The sequence below is a fragment of the Pseudoalteromonas sp. CF6-2 genome (assembly GCF_021729425.1).
Taxonomy (GTDB): domain Bacteria; phylum Pseudomonadota; class Gammaproteobacteria; order Enterobacterales; family Alteromonadaceae; genus Pseudoalteromonas; species Pseudoalteromonas arabiensis.
In genome coordinates this window covers 467,848-486,094 of record NZ_CP091443.1, presented here as the reverse complement: position 1 = coordinate 486,094, position 18,247 = coordinate 467,848, and the positions used below count along the sequence as shown (strand labels likewise).

The window sequence follows — 18,247 nt, the reverse complement described above, 5'->3', positions numbered from 1 at the left end:
TATAAGAGGGCGCTTTTTTTATGGAGAAAAAATATGATTAAACATTCAAGCCTAGTAGTTTCAGCAGTTTTAATGACAGCATGTAGTGCGTTGCCTATTAAAAAGGATATAGACGAAGGAAAGTTTCGAGTTGAAAACTTTCAATATGAGCATGGTAAGCAAAGAGATTATGTGTACTTAATGTGTAATAGCAAGTCTGTTTCAGCTTGGGAGCAAGCAAGGCAGTACGAAGCTGGCGACCACGTTCTTTGGGTTAAAGCCGTAATTAGTGAAAGAGATTTCCCATCTTCTGAAAAGAATGCTTTTGCTCGATTTGATATGAACTTTAAAGAAGGCGGAAACTACACGCTAAACCGTGAAGTAAAGGGAGATAAAATTTCTATTTGGTTCGCAGATAAAGAGACGGGTAATCAAGCCTCAGAAGTAATTACCAAGGAGCTGAAACGCCCTTTAGTAATCGAAGATCAGCTAAGAAAGAAACAGTGTTTAGAAGGTACTGTTTAATTGCATGAAATAAAAACGCAGCTGGAATGAGCAGCTGCGTTTTGTAAAGCTAAAGCATGTAGCCTTACATGCTTTTAGTCGAGGAAATTGTTAACCAGTAAGTGCATCAACCTGTACTACATCATTCAGTACAATAACGTCAGCACGTTTGAAGAAGTTAAAATCTGTTGCGGTTGCTAATGTGTAAGCACCCATCATACGACTGATGATTAAATCACCGTTGCTTAATTTAGGTAGCATGATTGACTCACTCACCACATCGATGCTGTCACAAGTTGGGCCTGCCAATACGGACTCTACACGTTCGTTCGATTGTTTTAACGAGTCGATAGGGTACGAGGCTTCATCAAACATTAAACCACTGAATGAGCCATAAATACCATCATCTAGGTAGTACCAAGGTTTACCTTTACGTACAGCTTGACCCATTACCGATGCAACACTGGTTACAGCGCAGGCAACAATAAAACGACCTGGTTCTGCAATGACGCGAACTGTCTCTGGTAACTGTGCTAAGGCATCATTTATCGGGGCACAAAACTCATCAATTGGCAGTACGTCTTTGTTATACGGCACTGGGAAACCACCGCCGATATCAAGCGTACTAAGTGCAGGTAGTCCCAATGCAGCTACGTCGTTAATCACTTGGTTACATGCAGCAATTGCTGTTACGTATTTAGCAGGGCTCGCTGTTTGTGAACCAACATGGAACGACAAACCTTTGATACGAATACCTAGTTGTTGCGCGTAAGTAATGATCTCAATAGCCATTGCAGGGCTACAGCCAAATTTTTTCGATAAATCCGCGAATGACTCTGCATTACGAAAACTTAAGCGAACAAGTAACTCAACGCGGTCTTTGTATGCAATGAACTTTTCTAGTTCATTGATGTTATCAACCACAAACACGTTACAACCATATTCAAGGGCATCACGAATATCACGGTCACGCTTGATAGGGTGCGTGTGAATAGTACGATCACTTGGTACACCTTGGCTGGCAACTAAGTCAACTTCACCGCTGGTTGCTAAATCAAAGCTGGCACCTTCTTCTAAAAGCGTGCGAACAACTGCTGCATGAGGAAGTGGCTTTAATGCAAAGTGTAAAACAACACCAGGTAAAGCACGGCTTAGTGCACGGTACTGGTGGCGTACAGATTCACAATCTAGCACCATTAATGGCGCACCATGTTGGGCAACAAGTTGCTCAATAAATTGATTTGATGGTTGTGCTATTGATTCGTTTGCAGCAACCGATGCTGCAGGTACTTTGATTGTTAAGTCTTGTGTAAGTGTTGAAATAGCCATTTTACTCTCCGGCAATTAAGCAACTGCTCGGAAAAAAATGGAAGTCCAAGTCAGTTGAGTGTTATTAAGCGCACCGTATGTTCTGTGCAATCAAATACACTCTTGGATAGTTGCTCTATCGCCTTGCTACAAACTAGGTTTGCAATGTACTCGGATTGGCTATCATCAAGAAGCGGCGAGATAATAGATCTGCTTTTTTATTTGCGCAAGCATTATTTCAAAGATTTTTTGAATTATTTTCAGTGTGTTTTTTGAACAGGCGAAGGGGCGTTTTTAAAATTTATCCCGTATGTTTTAGTATAAATGTCGAGCATTGCTTGGGTATCTTCTGGGCGGCTATTATTAGTATGGATTTCTTTAAGGTAGGCAGCCATATCATGGGTTTTCATGTAATTGTTCATTAATTCCATGGCCCTGCGACCTTGCGGTGTTTTACTACAAGCAAAATACCCATTTATAAATTTAGGTAACTCAATAATAGGACGGGATTCAATAAGAGACTGTTGCTCAACGGTTAAATGAGCAAATAACGTTTCTTGGTAACCAATAATGAAATCGATACGATTGTTCATGAGTAGATTACTTAGTTGTAAAAATGGGTTTTCACCATATATAACAGCTACATTTGAGGCATTACTTGCAAACAATTTGTCCAGTTGTTGATAACTTGTGGATCCAATTATTCCGAAAATATAGTTTTTGTGTAGGAGTTGTTCCACTGAAATGTCAGAAGGTTTACTTTTTAGTTCATTTTTAAGACCAAATAACTGTCGTTGCACATGCATAAATGTTGGAACTGTTGAAAACAACATGTTCTGTTTGCGTTCTGGTGTTTTTATCGCATTAAAAGTACAGCTAGGTTCGTTACTTGATAAACGTTTAATTTGGCGTGCATGATTTGTAAACTGTAGCTTAAGATGGAACTCATTACCGAGTGCTGGCTGAATTGCTTTGACTAGATGGTAGTTAACGCTATTTTTATCAGTTTCATTGTCGAAATATGCATGAGATAGAATTATAAGCTTACTCTTATCACTAGCGAAAGCTATGCTTAAGGTCAGCATTATTAAAAAAAGCAAACCTAGTCTCATGCATATCCTTTAATTATTTATCGAGCATTGGTGCTCTCAAAAATTTTGTCAGCTGATGCTGCAACAAAACCAGTGTAGAGTTCGCCATCCGGTTTTGCATAACGTAGCGCAAACTCATAAAAGCAACTCGGTACGGCAACAACACCATCGCTAAATTCAACTTCGCTATCATCAGCAAGCGTAGAAGACTGTTCAAGTAATACCTCTGGCGAACCTTTGATTTCGCCGCCCGATGTATTTAGTGCAAAACCGGCATCTTTAAGTGCTTGGTTAACACTTTCGATATCATCGAATTTCGCCAATTCATTGATGCTCACCGTAAAGTGATTAGCACGGTAACCCCACGCCGACATCCATGCCGCGTATTCGCTTTCTGCAAGCAGTTTTTTGTAGGTGTCTGAACTTACTTGCCAGTGCGTACCTGAGTAAAGGAAATTATCCGCTGTTACAGCGTTTTCGTCAACCTGTGCAACCATGTCGTTAACAATAGCTTGAAGCTCTTCTGAGCATTGTTCAACAAGTAATTCAGAAATGAAAACTTTAGGTTGCTTCGGATCTGAGTGTTCGAAGTGTTTAGCGTATAGTTTTTTCGCTTCGAAGTGATACTCGCCGCATTCTTTGTAGCCAACTGCTAAGAAGTGCGCAGCTAGTTTTTCTAAACCGATTTTTTCATGATTAAAGGTACGTAAAGCGATGTGATCGTTAATCACGTCATCTTTTTGTGTAGAGCCTAGTAGCTCATGTACTTTTACCGCCGATGGCGTAACTGATAAATAGTTGTCCCATAGGTTTTCAAATAGGGCGTTTACATCTGTGTGCATGTTTAATTCCTTCAATTAAGGCGGCGAGACCGCCAAACAATTATTCAATAATTAAGCCCGGCGCAAGGGTCTGTGGTAAGTTAACTTTATCGGCTTCAACAGAAGCAACAGGGTATGCACAGTAGTCAGCAGCATAATAAGCGCTTGCTCTGTGGTTACCACTGGCACCAATACCACCAAACGGTGCAGCGCTTGATGCGCCTGTAATTGGTCGGTTCCAGTTAACGATACCGGCACGAATACGTTTTAAGAAATGGTGGTAGTCATCGCTATCATCACTTAATAAACCAGCAGATAAACCAAATGAGGTGTTATTTGCTTCATTAATCGCACTATCGAAATCTGTATAACGGTATACCTTGATAAGCGGACCAAAGTGCTCTTCATCAGGCATGTCTTTAACAGCCGTTACATCAATAATACCTGGGCTTACAAAACCGGTACCCGCTTCAAGATGCTTAAGCTCGACAAGAGAGGTTGCTCCCATATCAAGTAATTGCTGCTGAGCTGCAACCATACCGAGTGCTGCTTTTTCGCTGATCATTGCACCCATGAACGGTTGATCTTCGCTGAAGCTGTCGGCTACTTTAATGTGTTTGGTTGCAGCAATTAACTTTTCTAAAATTGCATCGCCATTTGCCGAGTTCTCAATAAATAAACGACGAGAACAGGTACAACGTTGGCCAGACGTAATAAAACCAGACTGAATAATATCGTGAACAGCGGCACTTACATCAGCAACATCTTTTACGATAAGTGGATTATTCCCACCCATCTCAAGCGCTAAGATTTTACCAGGGTGACCTGCAAATTGCTTATGTAATAGGTGACCTGTATTTGAGCTACCCGTGAAGAATAAGCCATCTATATCTTGGTGAGAAGCGAGTGCAATACCTGTGTCGACTTCACCTTGTACAAGGTTAATGACACCGGCAGGTAAGCCGGCTTTTAGCCAAAGTTTTAAGGTAAACTCTGCAACATGAGGGGTGAGTTCTGATGGTTTAAATACAACCGTATTGCCCGCTAAAATAGCAGGCACAATATGACCATTCGGTAAGTGACCTGGGAAGTTATAAGGACCAAACACTGCAACAACACCATGTGGCTTGTGACGTATAAACGCTTTCGCCCCAGGCATTGGGTTTTCTGTGGTACCCGTACGTTCGTGATAGGCTCTAATAGAAATGGCAATCTTACCTGTCATTGCGCCTACTTCGGTACGTGTTTCCCAAAGTGGTTTACCTGTTTCACGGGCGATAATTGTTGCAAACTCTTCGCTATGCTCTTTAAGCTCTGCTGCAAAGTTTTCAAGAATAACAATACGCTCTTCAAGGGTCATATCAGCCCAGCCTAGCTGCGCACTACGAGCTGCTTTAATTGCATCAGCTACTTGTCCAGCCGTGGCTGTTTTACCCTGCCACACAACCTCGCCATTACTTGGGTTGATAGAACTAAAATCATGACCAAGGCCAGCTTGCCATTGGTTATCGATAAGTTGAGTTGTGACACTCATTTTAAACTCCTTAAGTGGTTACAAACGGAAGAACCGTGCTGCATCCCCTTGTTTTAATTTAAGTGCATCGGCCACTTCTTGGCTGATGATTAGCGTGTGCTTAGCGTGGTTATAATGAGCATGTTTGGTGAATGTTGCTCTGAAGTCATTCACGCCTTGATTACAAATAGCTAATGTATCTGAGCTTTTCTCATTAATGTGTGCAAGTTCACCGATGGTGATAGGACACACTTGTGACTCACGAACACTGCGAATATTGCCAAGTTTTGCTTCAACAGTGGGCCCTGCATCGAAAAGGTCGACATACCCACGGTGCTCAAACCCTTCTTTTTCTAACAGTTTAAGTGCAGGCTTTGTTTTTTCATGAACCCTACCAATCACAGCTTGCGCTTTTTTGCTCAGTAAGTTGGCATAGATTGGGTATTTAGGCATTAATTCGCTGATAAATACTTTATCGCCTAAACCGACTAGGTGATCAGCTTGTGGAAACTCAATGCTAAAAAAGTGCTCTTGCAACCATTGCCAAAAAGGTGAATGGCCTTTTTCATCACTTACGCCACGCATTTCTGCGATGATGGTATCAGCAAAACGTTCGCTGTGCTGCGCCATAAATAGAAAGCGCGAACGCGATAAAAAGCGACCTGTTAAGCCTTTGCGGTTTTGTTCACGTAAGAACAAGGTACAAATCTCAGAGCAGCCTGTGTAGTCATTACACATACTCAGAATATCAACGGTGTTATACACGTTGAGAGTACGTGAATGGTGAACAGTTTTTCCAAGATGGTAATGATACAAAGGCACCGACATACCTACAGCGGCTTCAATCGCTGTAGTGCCGATAACGTCACCCGTTTTACTGTCTTCTAAAACAAATAAATAGGTTTCGTCTTGTGGTTTATTGATGTTTTTTGCAAAACTTTGCTCGGCGCGATCGATTTTTTCTTGTAGCAAGGTGTCATCAACAGGTAATGAGGTAAACCCATGACCAGACTCCATCGCTATTTGCTTTAACGCGGCAAAATCATTTGCTGTGATAGGACGTAATACTTGCATTCATTGCTCTCCGATGGCGCACTGGTTTAGCAGCACGCCAACTAGAATTAACCGTTTACAACGTCTGCAACCGCTTTTTCAAAGCGAGCTAAACCTTCTTTAATATCCTCAAGAGGGATAACTAAAGATGGCGTAAAGCGCACAACATTTGTACCCGCAACAAGGCTCATTAAACCGTGTTTTGTGCTTGCTACTAGGAAGTCACGTGCACGGCCTTCAAATTTGCTGTTAAGTACCGCACCTAATAATAGACCTTTACCACGTACTTCACTAAATACATCGTATTTGTCGTTAATTGCAGCAAAGCCGTCGCGTAAAAGCTGTTCACGCTCTTTAACACCTGCGAGTACTTCTTCAGTATTGACAGTATCAAAAGCCGCTTCAGCTACAGCACATGCAAGCGGGTTACCACCGTAAGTTGAACCATGTGTGCCTACTTTTAAATGCTCTGCAATGCTCGCCGTTGTGATCATTGCACCGATTGGGAAACCACCGCCTAACGCTTTTGCTGTAGTAAGAATATCTGGTGTTACACCTAAACCTTGGTATGCGTATAAATCGCCAGTACGACCAACACCTGTTTGTACTTCATCAAAAATAAGTAAAGCATTGTGTTTGTCACATAACGCGCGAACACCTTTAATAAACTCGTTTGTTGGTGAAATGATACCGCCTTCACCTTGTAATGGCTCCATCATTACGGCACATGTGTTGTCGCTGATAAGTGCTTCAAACGCAGCTAAATCGTTATAGTCACAGTGATCAACGGCAGCAGGTTTAGGGCCAAAGCCATCAGAGTAAGCAGCTTGGCCACCTACAGTAACAGTGAAGAATGTACGACCGTGGAAACCTTTGTTAAACGCGATGATTTGGTTTTTTTGCTCGCCGTGTACATCTAATGCCCAGCGACGCGCTAATTTTAATGCTGCCTCGTTGGCTTCTGCACCTGAGTTTGCAAAGTACACTTTATCTGCAAATGTAGCGTCCGTTAACTTTTTAGCTAAGCGCAGTGCAGGCTCGTTTGTCATTACGTTTGATAAGTGCCAAATTTTTTCACCTTGCTCTTTAAGCGCATTGACAAGAGCTGGGTGACAATGACCTAAACAGTTAACGGCAATACCACCTGCAAAATCAATAAATTCTTTACCGTTTTGATCCCAAACACGTGAGCCTTTTCCGCGAACAGGGATAACCTCAGATGGGTTATAGTTTGGTACCATTACGTCGTTGAAAAGTTCTCTTGTTACTTGCATTTGTTGCACCTAAATATGGCTTAGTATGAAAAAAGTTAAATTGCAAAAAATAGGTCAGTTAAGCCGTTCCTGCCTAATTAAGCACGATGAGATTATTTTTCTTATCTATTTTTACTATTATCTGGGTTAGAAACTTAAATTTGCAGTGCTATTTTGTGAAAAATGACTAAAATAAAAAGCAAATTAACGAAAAGAGTAGTCAAAGTGATAACGCCACAAGACGAAAAGCTATTATCTATACTAAGAACAAATGCCCGTGCGAGTATTTCAGACCTTGCCAGGGCGCTTAACTTATCGCGCTCAACAGTGCAAAGCCGAATGTTAAAACTAGAAGAAACAGGTGTGATCAAAGGCTACAGTGTTGACTATGGTGATGCCTATTTGAGCCAAATGGTATCGGCGCACGTTTCAATTAAAGTAAAACAAAAATTGACCACTAAAACCAATCTTGAGTTGAAGCAAATTGATGCCATTTCGCAGCTCTACGCAATTAGCGGTGAGTTTGATTTGATTGCAGTTGTGCAAGCCCAAAACCTTGAAAAGCTGAGCCACCTTTTAGATGATATTGGTAACTTAGATGGGGTTGAGCGTACTACATCGTCAGTGATTTTAGAGACGAAATTTAAACGTTAACCCTTAATTTGGATCAAGATTGTTTTTACTCGGTTCAGAAATTACTCATTCAGTTTTTGGCTATAGATATTTAATTTGTATCTGCTTGAGGTGCTTTGCGAATGACTTTCTTTTCGACTTCATCAAGTTGTATAACATATGCATTGCCACCGATACCTTTAAATTCTTCATCGGTAAACACGATGGTGTTATCATCGTAAAATGTGATAGCTTCTTTTTGAGTGACGATACCTAAGTCTATACGTGACACATCACCTGAGAAGAACTTATCGCCTTTAAAGTTTTCAAATAACCAGATGCTAGTCGAATCAAGTAAAACAAGTTTACTTCTGTCAGGGCTTAACGCGGCAGATGTGACCCAGCATAACTTTTCCATCGTCGTGCAGGTTTTGAATGAGTCAATTAATTCGGCATCGAAATTTGCGGCATGGTCGCCTACTTTATAAACATTGGTAATGCCATCGAATGGCTCGGTACGGTTTTTGGTAAATAAATACAAATGATGGTTAAAAGCAACAAATGCTTCTAAGTCAAAGTTACGTTTATTGGGGAGGATTGGGCTGCCATCCATTTCAGGGTAGGTGAATTTTATGATTTCAGCTTGTGTTGTATTACCCTTTATATCAATAGGGTTTTCTATTTTATAAATGGTTAGCCATTTTCGGTCATTGTTATTATTGCCAAAATCCCCTAAAAAGAAATGCCCGAACCTATTTTGAGTCATATCTTCCCAATCAATGTTTTTGGCATTGGTGACTAACACTTCTTTTGCGATTGAGCCATCCTCATTTAAACGATACAGTTTTGGCTGGTCGCCACTATCGTTAATTGCCCAAAGGCGATGCTTTTTATCAAATTCTATCCCTGATATTTCCTTGACTTTAGGATCAACAGATAAGCGTTTTTTACTGTATAAAGTATAAATTGATGTACCGATAAAAATACCGGCAAGCGTCACGCTCAGGGTTAGTGTAATTAATAGACTTTTTTTCAACATTAACAAGGGATTGGGATTTAGATATTAAATGTGATTATAGCTTATTAATGTTGTCTCTGTATATTCCAAACACTTGTGCCTGTTGTTGCAATAAAATTGACGTTATCGTGGAGTACTTTGTGGCCTACATTAAAAGATGATTCGGGCTGGCTAACAAGGTAGCCCTGCACACTTCTAATACCCATTGATTTAACTAGTTCAAATTGTGCAAGCTCTTCAACGCCTTCGGCCACAATTTTTAAACCTAGTTTATGGCCTAACTCACTGACAGAGTGAAGTATCTTATTATATTTTGGGTTGTCATTGGCTTGCGCAATAAACAGTCTGTCCAGTTTTATTACATCAATCGGTAAGTCAGCAAGGGTACTTAAAGAGCTAAAACCAGTACCAAAGTCATCGATGGCGATAGTGATACCCTCACGGCGTAATTTCTCTAGGTCGTTTATAATTTTTTTACTTGCGGTGATTAATGTCGACTCTGTTATTTCCAACATAATAGCAGTTGCTGGCAGTCCTGTTTTAGAAAGTTTGGCCATTACCCAATCATAAATTGCCCGGTGTTTTAACTGAATGCCAGAAATATTCACCGATATTTTCACTTTCTTCATCCCCGCGTTATACCATGCAGCCATCTGCCGACATGACTCAAGCATGATCCAATCGCCGAGTTCTAAAATAAGATTCGATTCTTCAGCAATAGGAATAAACTCAACAGGAGAAATAGCGCCCTCAACTGGATGTTCCCAGCGTACCAAAGCTTCAAAATAATCGATTGCGCAATCGTCAACATCTACAATCGGTTGAAAGAATAAATGAAAGTTTTCAGAGGCAATTGCAAGGCGCATTTCCTCAAGTAAGTAATGATAGCGACGCATTTTATTGCCCATTTCAGGGGAATACACTTTAAAAATACCACGGCCATCAGTTTTGGCACGATACATCGCCACATCAGCCATTTGCAGTAATGCGTGAGGTGTCGCTGCACTGTCAGGGTAGGTTGCAATGCCTATGCTTGCGCTGATCTTAATCAGCTTATTACCGAGTACAAAATCCCTCTCGATTTCTTTTAAAACATTTTTAGCAATTTCAAGTGCTTGCTCTTTTGAGGTCAGGTGATTAATAAAGATAGAAAATTCATCTCCTCCCAAACGAGCTAAGTTTTGTTCAAGCTGGCTGGTGGCAGAAATATTGTTGAGCTTGTGATGGCGAAGCACACCCGTTAAGCGAGCAGCTACCTGAATAAGTACTTCATCGCCAAAGCTGTGGCCAAATGAATCATTTACCTGTTTAAAACCATCTAAATCGATAAATAAAAGTGCACAATTGAGTTTATCTATCTCTGCAACACTTAGTTGTCTGGCTAAATGCTCTAAATATGCATGGCGGTCTATCAGTAGGGTCAATTTGTCTTGGCAAATACTCGCCTGAGATTCACGGGTGTAAGTGGTAATGTGCGCGCTCAAAGCGTGAACATTTGCTTGTAAATTACAAAGTGTAGATTGCGAAGCTGAATGTGTGTTAGTAAGGTTTAGGTTGGAGAGTAGGGCTGAAGTTTGAACGTTAAGTTCTTTAATCGTCTGTTTTATGCTATCGCTTTGACGTCTTAGGCTGACCAACCAGGTGATAGCAATAATTAACAGCAACAAAATGATAACATTAATAGGCGCCATCAAAGTAGAAGTAATGAGCTGCTTTGTCTCAATAGCCGTGACTGTTTTTGTATCGGCTTCAACGACAACGTAATTTTGCTTGTTATGAGTGACTGTGTATTGGCCAGTTAAAAGAATGTTGTACCAAGGGGCCGGTGCTATACCTGATGGGGGGATTGCGAAAGTGGAAAGCATAGTTGTATTTGGTTGATAAGAAAGATCGTTAACCTGTTTAACTAATAAAATGTTTAAACCATAAAAAAAAGCTACTATGGTTATCATACAACTGCATACTATACGAAGAGCATTGGCCATTATTCACTACCGTCCTGGGCACTATTATATTGTTTACCAACCCGTAAGTTAATTTTTTCAGTATATGGCTTGTCACTAAAATAGACAAACCTTTTGTAATGTAATTAGAATGTTAATCTATTAAGTAAGTAAAAAGTTGTATTTGTTGAGTGCAATAATCAGGTCTTTAATCTCTTAAAAATACTTTGTACTACACGATTAACTTCAATTTAATTCACTTTACCAACACTTACTTATTAACTACTTTTTACTGAGAAATGACTCAAGTTCAGTATTTAGAGTAAATGAGAATTTAACTTTCAAATTGGTTCGTTTATTGCTGACTTAAGGTTAGAAGTTTGATTAATCATGTTTTTGTTTGTTTTATGCACTTTTATGGTGCGTGCACAAATATTTTGCACTGTCATAATGCGTAAACAAAGATTTGATTTACTGAGTAAGGTACATGTTCTTTTAGGCAGTTTTTAGCGCATGTAATACACAGCCCCGACTGTTGAGTAGTTGAACACGGCACTGTGGCAAGGATTAATTAACCATCTGGTTGAATTGGAGCCCACTATGTTAAGTAAACGTTTTTTTAAAACCAAAGACGAAACCGAAGTTACTTTTGAATTTCAGCACCCAGACGCTGAAAATGTGCAATTAGTTGCAGAGTTTACAGATTGGCAGCCAGTGCCAATGAAATACAACAAAAAAGAACAGGTTTTCAAGTGCAAGCAGCGTTTACCGCTCGATAAACAATTTCACTTTCGTTACCTCATCAATGGTCATGTTTGGGATAACGACCATCAAGCTGACGCTTATACTCCTAATGTTTTTGGTACTGAAAATAGTGTTGTAAACACTCAACGCGCTTAATAGGTGCATTAATGCAGTCACTTTCGCAGTTATTTTATCTTTATGGTATTGGCTACGAGTATACAAAGTACACAGGCGAGCATGTTGTTTTCGATGAGAATACTCGCGCTTGTGCCTTACGTTGCTGCGGTATTCATACTGACGACATAAATACAATTGAACAGCTAAACTTTACGCTTGATGCAGGTAATTGGCTCAATTTATTGCCGCCGGTAAGCCTTGTCAGCGCTGACAACCGACTATTAAAAGTGCGTATAGATGAGCGCTTACTTGAGCATCATTGTGAGCTATCAATCCCGTCACTCGGAATAACCGCTAACAGAGAAAGCTTTGTAGGTTTAGATGTATTAGGTGACTATGGTTTAAATGGTGTTCGTTATATCGAGGTCGCGCTACCTGTGCCGCCTATGCCTATTGGTTATCATGATGCGTATATATCTGTGGCAGATCAACACAGTCGTAGTCAACTTTGGATAACCCCTCAAACATGTTTTCAAGTTGAAGATAAAAAACGTTTGGGTTTATCTATTCAGCTCTACAGTTTAGTGAATCATGCAGGCTTTGGTATTGGTGATTTTGCTGACTTGGCTTCCCTTATTCGTGATGCGGCCAGCCATGGGATGGATTATATTTTACTCAACCCATTACATTTACTTTTTGAACACACCCCAGAGCGGGCAAGCCCATACAGCCCAAACAGCCGTGCTTTGTTAAACCCGCTGTATATAGCGGTGTCTCTATGTGAGGACGCAAAGCACAATACTAAGCTTGAAAAATTATTGGCTGAGCTGCCAATCAACTCAGAACAGTTCATAGATTACACCCTAGTCACTGATTTTAAATATAACGTGTTCGATTGCTTATACGCACACTTTTGCAATACCGCATCGGACGAACGTAAAGCCCAATTCGACGAGTTTTGTAACGTACATAGCCAAAGCCTAGCAACACTGGATGCAGAAGATAGCCGATACGCAAGTTACTTACAGTGGCTTGCGCACTCTCAGCTAAACTTTTGCCAACAACTAGCTGCTGATTGCTATATGGATATTGGTTTAATAAACGACTTGGCAGTGGGCTGCGCTGGAGATGGCAGTGAGTTTAAAAGTCAATATACGTTATTTTCTCATGGTGCTTATGTTGGTGCACCACCGGATCCTTGGGCAGAGCGAGGCCAAAATTGGGGGCTACCTGCATTAGACCCACAAAAACTCAGTACAGATCACTTTGCATTTTACCGTTCTTTAATTCGCGCCAATATGGAAGATGTAGGCGGACTGAGAATTGACCATGTTATGGCTATACGCAGATTATGGTGGTGTTTTGAGAACCAAGGACAGCAAGATGGTTGTTATGTTTATTACCCATTTGAACATCTTCTTGCCATTTTAAAAATAGAATCTCATCTTAATCAGTGTGTCGTAATTGGTGAAGATTTAGGGGTTGTCCCTAATGAAGTAAGAGAGGCACTTGAAGCAAGTGCTATTTATTCAAATGGTTTGTTTTATTTTGAAAAAGATCAGGATGGGGAATTCCTCTTGGCTGAACATTTTTCGCAGCACAGTTTATTAATGATTGCCAATCATGATGTCCCGCCATTTTCTGGTTGGTGGACTGGTTATGATATCACTGTAAAACAGCAATATGGATTGATAAATGAGGCCGAGAGCTATGAACTTATCGCAGCGCGAGACATTGAAAAACAAAGGATGTTGCATTTTATTTATCGTCAAAGTGCGAAGGAGTTAAGCCCTAATGCACAGGCACAAGAAGTGTATGAAGCATTAGCGACATGTCTTGCTAAGGCTCCTGCACAGTTATTTACCATTCAAATAGATGATTTAGACGAGCAAGTATTGCCCGTAAACATCCCTGGCACTGATCAAGAATACCCAAATTGGCGGCGTTTATTGTCACGTTCGGCAAAGCATATTATCGATTCTAAAGCATCATTGTTAGCCAATTTAATCTCCATAAGGAAGCAATAAATGCAAAGTCGTGTCCGCCAAGAGCACATTGAACAACCACTGATTTATCAGGCACAGATCACGGCTTTAACTGCTGGCTGCTTTAAAGATCCATTCAGCTTTTTAGGGCCACATAAAGTGAATAGTGAAAGTTATGAAGTACGTTGCTTTTTACCAGGAGCAAAAACAGTATCCGTTGTGCTCGATTCACTCATTGTACCAGCATACAGGCAAGGGCAAAGTGATTTGTTTGTTGCGACAATCCATACAGAGTTTGCTCCTGAGTACAAACTTGACGTCAACTATGAGCAAGGGGGCGAGCAACAGTACGATGAATATAGCTTTGTAAGCACACTCGACGAACAGGCAATGTATTTGTTCAATGAGGGCAGCCTCGAGCATGCTTATAAACACTTTGGTGCTCATTTTACAGATCAGCAGGGTGTACAAGGAGTCCGTTTTGTCGTGTGGGCACCTAACGCCGCGAGTGTCTCAGTCATTGGGGATTTTAATTATTGGCAACGCAGCCGCCATTTTATGCGGTTTCATCCTGCAAGTGGTGTGTGGGAGTTATTTATTCCTGCACTAAAAGTAGACCAATGTTATAAGTTTGCGATTACCACTCTTAGTGGTGAAGTGCTTGAAAAAGCGGACCCATTTGCATTTAAAATGCAACAGGCGCCTGGCACTGCTTCTGTTTTACAGTGTAGCAAGGCAGAGGTACACCTTGACAAGCACGCACTGGCTAATCGTGCCAAGCGCAATAGCATTGATGCGCCAATAAGTATATATGAAGTGCATGTAGGCTCTTGGCAGCGACAAGATAATAATCGATATCTAACATGGCGAGAGCTTGCCGATTGTCTGATCCCTTACACCAAAGAACTTGGTTTTACCCACTTACAGTTAATGCCAATTAGCGAATACCCATTTGATGGTTCATGGGGTTATCAACCGGTAGGTTTATTTGCGGCAACAAGCCGTTACGGTAGCTTTGAAGATTTTGTTTATTTTGTTAATCAATGTCATCAAGCAAACTTAGGAATTATATTAGATTGGGTGCCTGGGCATTTTCCAAGTGACCCGCATGGTTTGCATTGTTTTGATGGCACTCACCTTTATGAACACGCAGACATTCGTCAGGGGTTTCACCCTGATTGGAATACCTATATCTACAACTATGATCGGGCTGAAGTACGCAGTTTTTTGATTGCGAATGCGATGTATTGGCTGCATGAATTTGGTATTGATGGCCTGCGTGTTGATGCTGTGGCGTCAATGCTTTACTTAGATTACAGCCGAGAAGAAGGGCAGTGGGTTGCTAATCAATATGGCGGCCGTGAAAATCTCGGGGCCATTGAGTGTTTAAAGCAAGTGAATATGCGCTGCTACGCAAACAATCCAGGCATCATGATGGTGGCAGAAGAGTCAACAGCATGGCCTGGTGTTACACGCCAAGTTGATCATGATGGCTTAGGATTTGGCTACAAATGGAATATGGGCTGGATGAATGACAGTCTGCACTACATGCAGCGAGACCCACTATACCGTGCGCATCACCACCACGAAATGACTTTCTCAATGGTTTATGCTTACAGTGAAAATTATATTTTGCCTCTCAGTCACGATGAGGTTGTACATGGCAAAAGGTCGCTTATTGAAAAAATGCCCGGCGATGATTGGCAAAAATTCGCTAATTTAAGAGCCTATTATGCGTTTATGTGGGCGCATCCAGGCAAAAAGCTCCTTTTTATGGGGGCTGAAATAGCGCAACGTAACGAGTGGAATCACGATCAATCGTTAGATTGGCACTTACTTGAGCATATTAGTCATTGTGGTGTGCAGCAAACCATTAAAGAGTTAAATGAGGTCTATCGCAATACGCCCGCACTGTACGAACAAGACACCAGCCCTGCTGGGTTTGCTTGGCTTGATAGCAACAATGCAAAGCAAAGTATTTTTAGTTTCATTCGCTATGCAAAACAAGCCGATGATTTTGTAATTGTGATCAGCAATTTAACCCCGCAGGTCTATCATGACTTCATCGTTGGTGTACCTAAAGCGGGTGATTATCAGGTTGTTTTTAACACCGATAAGCAAGATTATTTTGGCTCAGGTGTAGAAGTGACAGGCATGGCAAATCAAACAATAAGTACGCAAACGACGCTAAGTCACGGCTTTAAACAAAGTTTGAGTATTTCTTTACCTGGCCTTGCCACAATTTACCTTAAAAAGGTGAATCATGAGTCATAGTGTGCGGTTGGAAATCGGCTTTACGCAGCCTCTGGGGTCATCCGTTGTTGAAGAGGGGGTTAACTTTGCCGTCTATGCGCCACAGGCAAAGCATATCTCACTGTGCTTGTTTGATAGTAGTGGTCACTCGGAAGTATTAACGCTACCGATGAATATGAACGAAGGAGGTGTGTGGACACTTTTGGTCAGCCCATTAAAAAAAGGAGCGTTATATGGCTTTCGTGCCGATGGTGAATATGCACCTGATAAAGGAGTGTTTTTTAATAAACACAAACTCCTGTTAGACCCATATACGCAGGACTTTTACGGTGAATTTACTTGGAGTGAACGCCACTATGGGCAAATGCCGGTAGGCACCTTAAGTGAAGTGAATAATGCCATTGATATGCCTAAGTCGCGTGTCGGAGAAGTTAAGCCATATTCGGGTAAAAGACCAAATCACAGCTGGGGCAAAACCGTGATTTATGAGTGCCATGTTAAAGGGGCAACATGTAGACACCCAGACATTCCAAAGCCATTACAAGGAAAGTTTTTAGGCTTGAGCCATCCTCGTTTCATTGAGCATTTACGTACGTTGGGCATAACTTGCTTGGAGTTATTGCCTGTGCAAGCTTTTATCAGTGAACAGTTTCTTACTGCCAAAGGGTTACAAAATTATTGGGGTTATAACACCTTAAACTTTTTCACTCCCCATAAAGATTACTTGGTTAAAGATGATGTCAGTGAATTTCAAGATATGGTGGCAACCCTTCATAAAGCAGACATTGAAGTTATTTTAGATGTTGTTTACAACCATACTGCCGAGGCTGGCACGGATGGTCCTTTGTTATCACTGCGAGGCTTAGATAATCTAGGCTATTACCGAACAGTGCCTGAAAAACCATCACATTATATTAATGACACGGGGTGTGGCAATACGCTCAACATTGACTCTCCACGCACATTGCAATTGGTACTCGACAGTTTACGCTATTGGGTTGAAATAATGGGCGTGGATGGTTTTCGATTTGATCTTGCGACTATCTTAGGGCGCAACCCAAACGGTTTTAATCAAGCCCATTCATTTTTACAGGCAATAAACCAAGACCCTGTACTTAATAAAGTAAAGTTAATTGCTGAGCCTTGGGATATTGGGCCTGGAGGCTATCAACTTGGTGCTTTCCCTGCGCCTTGGCGTGAGTGGAATGATCAATACCGCGATACCGTTCGACGTTTTTGGAAACAAGAGCCTGGCTTAATTGGTGAACTTGCAAAACGCTTACATGGTTCTTTCGATCTATTTGAGCATAACTTACGAGGCCCTTTAAACAGTATTAACTTTATCACTAGCCATGACGGATTTACGCTGGCAGATTTAGTCAGTTACGAACAAAAGCATAATGAAGCTAATGGCGAACAAAATCGTGATGGTCATAGTGCTAATTATTCATTTAACTGTGGAGTTGAAGGCTTTACTAACGATGCAAAAGTAAGCTCATTACGATTACAACAACAAAAAAATATGTTGCTAACTTTATTGCTTTCCAAAGGCGTGCCTATGCTTGCGTCGGGCAGTGAAATGGCTCACTCACAGGGCGGTAATAATAATGCGTATTGCCAAAATAACCGCACCAGTTGGCTTGCTTGGAAAGATTCTCAATTAAGCCACCCATTGACTCGATTCATTGATGATGTGCTGCGTTTACGCAAACAATTTAGTGTCTTTAAGCACCGTTTCTTTGTGCACGATGATGACACGCGGTATGACGTCGCATGGTTTACCGAAGAGGGTAACGCAATGCAACAGGACGACTGGCATGAAGCTGAGCGTCAGTTCCTAATGTATAGCTTAACCGATAAACATACACACCAAGCACTCTTAATCATTCTAAATGCAGGGTCTGAGGCTGTTAGCTGTCAACTTCCTCATTTAGAAAAAGCTAAGTGGCAGCTCGCTGTTAGCAGTATTCATCCAATATCCGCCAATGAAGATATGAAACAACAAATAGCTGCAATGAGTAGCTGGGTTTTTACCGCCAATTCAGAGGACTAA

General features: G+C 41.1%; 14 protein-coding genes. 6 read left to right on the top strand and 8 right to left on the bottom strand.

Annotation, left to right across the window (positions count from 1 at the left end; translation table 11 throughout):
- Nucleotides 1–33: 33 nt before the first annotated feature.
- Nucleotides 34–504 (top strand): hypothetical protein, encoded by a 471-nt coding sequence (locus L3Q70_RS18870; RefSeq protein WP_237115321.1) that lies wholly within the window; start codon nt 34–36, stop codon nt 502–504.
- A 90-nt stretch (nt 505–594) separates the two neighbouring features.
- Here L3Q70_RS18870 and L3Q70_RS18865 read toward each other — a convergent pair whose 3' ends face one another.
- The 6 genes from L3Q70_RS18865 to L3Q70_RS18840 form a co-directional block, all read right to left on the bottom strand.
- Nucleotides 595–1,812, bottom strand: coding sequence for a type III PLP-dependent enzyme (locus L3Q70_RS18865; protein ID WP_237115320.1), 1,218 nt, complete (start codon nt 1,810–1,812; stop codon nt 595–597).
- 239 nt (nt 1,813–2,051) lie between these two features.
- Nucleotides 2,052–2,903: a transporter substrate-binding domain-containing protein gene (locus L3Q70_RS18860; protein ID WP_237115319.1), complete on the bottom strand. Its 852-nt coding sequence runs from the start codon at nt 2,901–2,903 to the stop codon at nt 2,052–2,054.
- 17 nt (nt 2,904–2,920) lie between these two features.
- Entirely contained in the window at nt 2,921–3,724 is an 804-nt protein-coding gene (locus tag L3Q70_RS18855) for a DUF1338 domain-containing protein (protein ID WP_237115318.1), read from the bottom strand.
- Nucleotides 3,725–3,764: 40 nt separating this feature from the next.
- Nucleotides 3,765–5,237: a succinylglutamate-semialdehyde dehydrogenase gene (astD, locus tag L3Q70_RS18850; RefSeq protein WP_237115317.1), complete on the bottom strand. Its 1,473-nt coding sequence runs from the start codon at nt 5,235–5,237 to the stop codon at nt 3,765–3,767.
- Nucleotides 5,238–5,255: 18 nt separating this feature from the next.
- Complete coding sequence (gene astA / locus L3Q70_RS18845) at nt 5,256–6,290, bottom strand: arginine N-succinyltransferase (protein ID WP_237115316.1); 1,035 nt, start codon at nt 6,288–6,290, stop codon at nt 5,256–5,258.
- A 47-nt stretch (nt 6,291–6,337) separates the two neighbouring features.
- Entirely contained in the window at nt 6,338–7,543 is a 1,206-nt protein-coding gene (locus L3Q70_RS18840) for an aspartate aminotransferase family protein (RefSeq protein ID WP_062567106.1), read from the bottom strand.
- Nucleotides 7,544–7,747: 204 nt separating this feature from the next.
- Here L3Q70_RS18840 and L3Q70_RS18835 point away from each other — a divergent pair, with 204 nt between their 5' ends.
- Nucleotides 7,748–8,176 carry an Lrp/AsnC family transcriptional regulator gene (locus tag L3Q70_RS18835; protein ID WP_062567105.1) on the top strand — a complete coding sequence of 143 codons (429 nt, stop codon included), beginning with the start codon at nt 7,748–7,750 and terminating at the stop codon, nt 8,174–8,176.
- 70 nt (nt 8,177–8,246) lie between these two features.
- Here the strand turns inward: L3Q70_RS18835 and L3Q70_RS18830 are convergent, their stop codons facing one another.
- Together L3Q70_RS18830 and L3Q70_RS18825 are read right to left on the bottom strand one after the other, a co-directional pair.
- The gene (locus tag L3Q70_RS18830) at nt 8,247–9,173 is read right to left on the bottom strand and encodes a hypothetical protein (protein WP_237115315.1); all 927 of its coding nucleotides are present in this window, start codon (nt 9,171–9,173) and stop codon (nt 8,247–8,249) included.
- A gap of 44 nt (nt 9,174–9,217) precedes the next feature.
- Nucleotides 9,218–11,104, bottom strand: coding sequence for an EAL domain-containing protein (locus tag L3Q70_RS18825; RefSeq protein WP_237115314.1), 1,887 nt, complete (start codon nt 11,102–11,104; stop codon nt 9,218–9,220).
- 591 nt (nt 11,105–11,695) lie between these two features.
- Here L3Q70_RS18825 and L3Q70_RS18820 point away from each other — a divergent pair.
- From L3Q70_RS18820 to glgX, 4 genes are read left to right on the top strand one after another with little or no spacing between them, the layout of a single operon-like run.
- A complete protein-coding gene (locus tag L3Q70_RS18820; RefSeq protein WP_062567102.1) occupies nt 11,696–11,995 on the top strand; it encodes an isoamylase early set domain-containing protein in 300 nt (99 codons plus the stop codon).
- 11 nt (nt 11,996–12,006) lie between these two features.
- Nucleotides 12,007–13,983 carry a 4-alpha-glucanotransferase gene (gene malQ, locus L3Q70_RS18815; protein ID WP_237115313.1) on the top strand — a complete coding sequence of 659 codons (1,977 nt, stop codon included), beginning with the start codon at nt 12,007–12,009 and terminating at the stop codon, nt 13,981–13,983.
- A complete protein-coding gene (glgB, locus tag L3Q70_RS18810; RefSeq protein WP_237115312.1) occupies nt 13,984–16,215 on the top strand; it encodes a 1,4-alpha-glucan branching protein GlgB in 2,232 nt (743 codons plus the stop codon).
- Entirely contained in the window at nt 16,205–18,247 is a 2,043-nt protein-coding gene (glgX, locus tag L3Q70_RS18805) for a glycogen debranching protein GlgX (RefSeq protein WP_237115311.1), read from the top strand. The genes glgB and glgX overlap by 11 nt, the downstream gene beginning before the upstream one ends.

Bases quoted from the DNA above. Each gene is read 5' to 3' on its own strand.
- L3Q70_RS18870 (WP_237115321.1), top strand. From the start codon at position 34: ATGATTAAACATTCAAGCCTAGTAGTTTCAGCAGTTTTAATGACAGCA.
- L3Q70_RS18865 (WP_237115320.1), bottom strand. From the start codon at position 1,812: ATGGCTATTTCAACACTTACACAAGACTTAACAATCAAAGTACCTGCA.
- L3Q70_RS18860 (WP_237115319.1), bottom strand. From the start codon at position 2,903: ATGAGACTAGGTTTGCTTTTTTTAATAATGCTGACCTTAAGCATAGCT.
- L3Q70_RS18855 (WP_237115318.1), bottom strand. From the start codon at position 3,724: ATGCACACAGATGTAAACGCCCTATTTGAAAACCTATGGGACAACTAT.
- astD (WP_237115317.1), bottom strand. From the start codon at position 5,237: ATGAGTGTCACAACTCAACTTATCGATAACCAATGGCAAGCTGGCCTT.
- astA (WP_237115316.1), bottom strand. From the start codon at position 6,290: ATGCAAGTATTACGTCCTATCACAGCAAATGATTTTGCCGCGTTAAAG.
- L3Q70_RS18840 (WP_062567106.1), bottom strand. From the start codon at position 7,543: ATGCAAGTAACAAGAGAACTTTTCAACGACGTAATGGTACCAAACTAT.
- L3Q70_RS18830 (WP_237115315.1), bottom strand. From the start codon at position 9,173: ATGTTGAAAAAAAGTCTATTAATTACACTAACCCTGAGCGTGACGCTT.
- L3Q70_RS18825 (WP_237115314.1), bottom strand. From the start codon at position 11,104: ATGATAACCATAGTAGCTTTTTTTTATGGTTTAAACATTTTATTAGTT.
- L3Q70_RS18820 (WP_062567102.1), top strand. From the start codon at position 11,696: ATGTTAAGTAAACGTTTTTTTAAAACCAAAGACGAAACCGAAGTTACT.
- malQ (WP_237115313.1), top strand. From the start codon at position 12,007: ATGCAGTCACTTTCGCAGTTATTTTATCTTTATGGTATTGGCTACGAG.
- glgB (WP_237115312.1), top strand. From the start codon at position 13,984: ATGCAAAGTCGTGTCCGCCAAGAGCACATTGAACAACCACTGATTTAT.
- glgX (WP_237115311.1), top strand. From the start codon at position 16,205: ATGAGTCATAGTGTGCGGTTGGAAATCGGCTTTACGCAGCCTCTGGGG.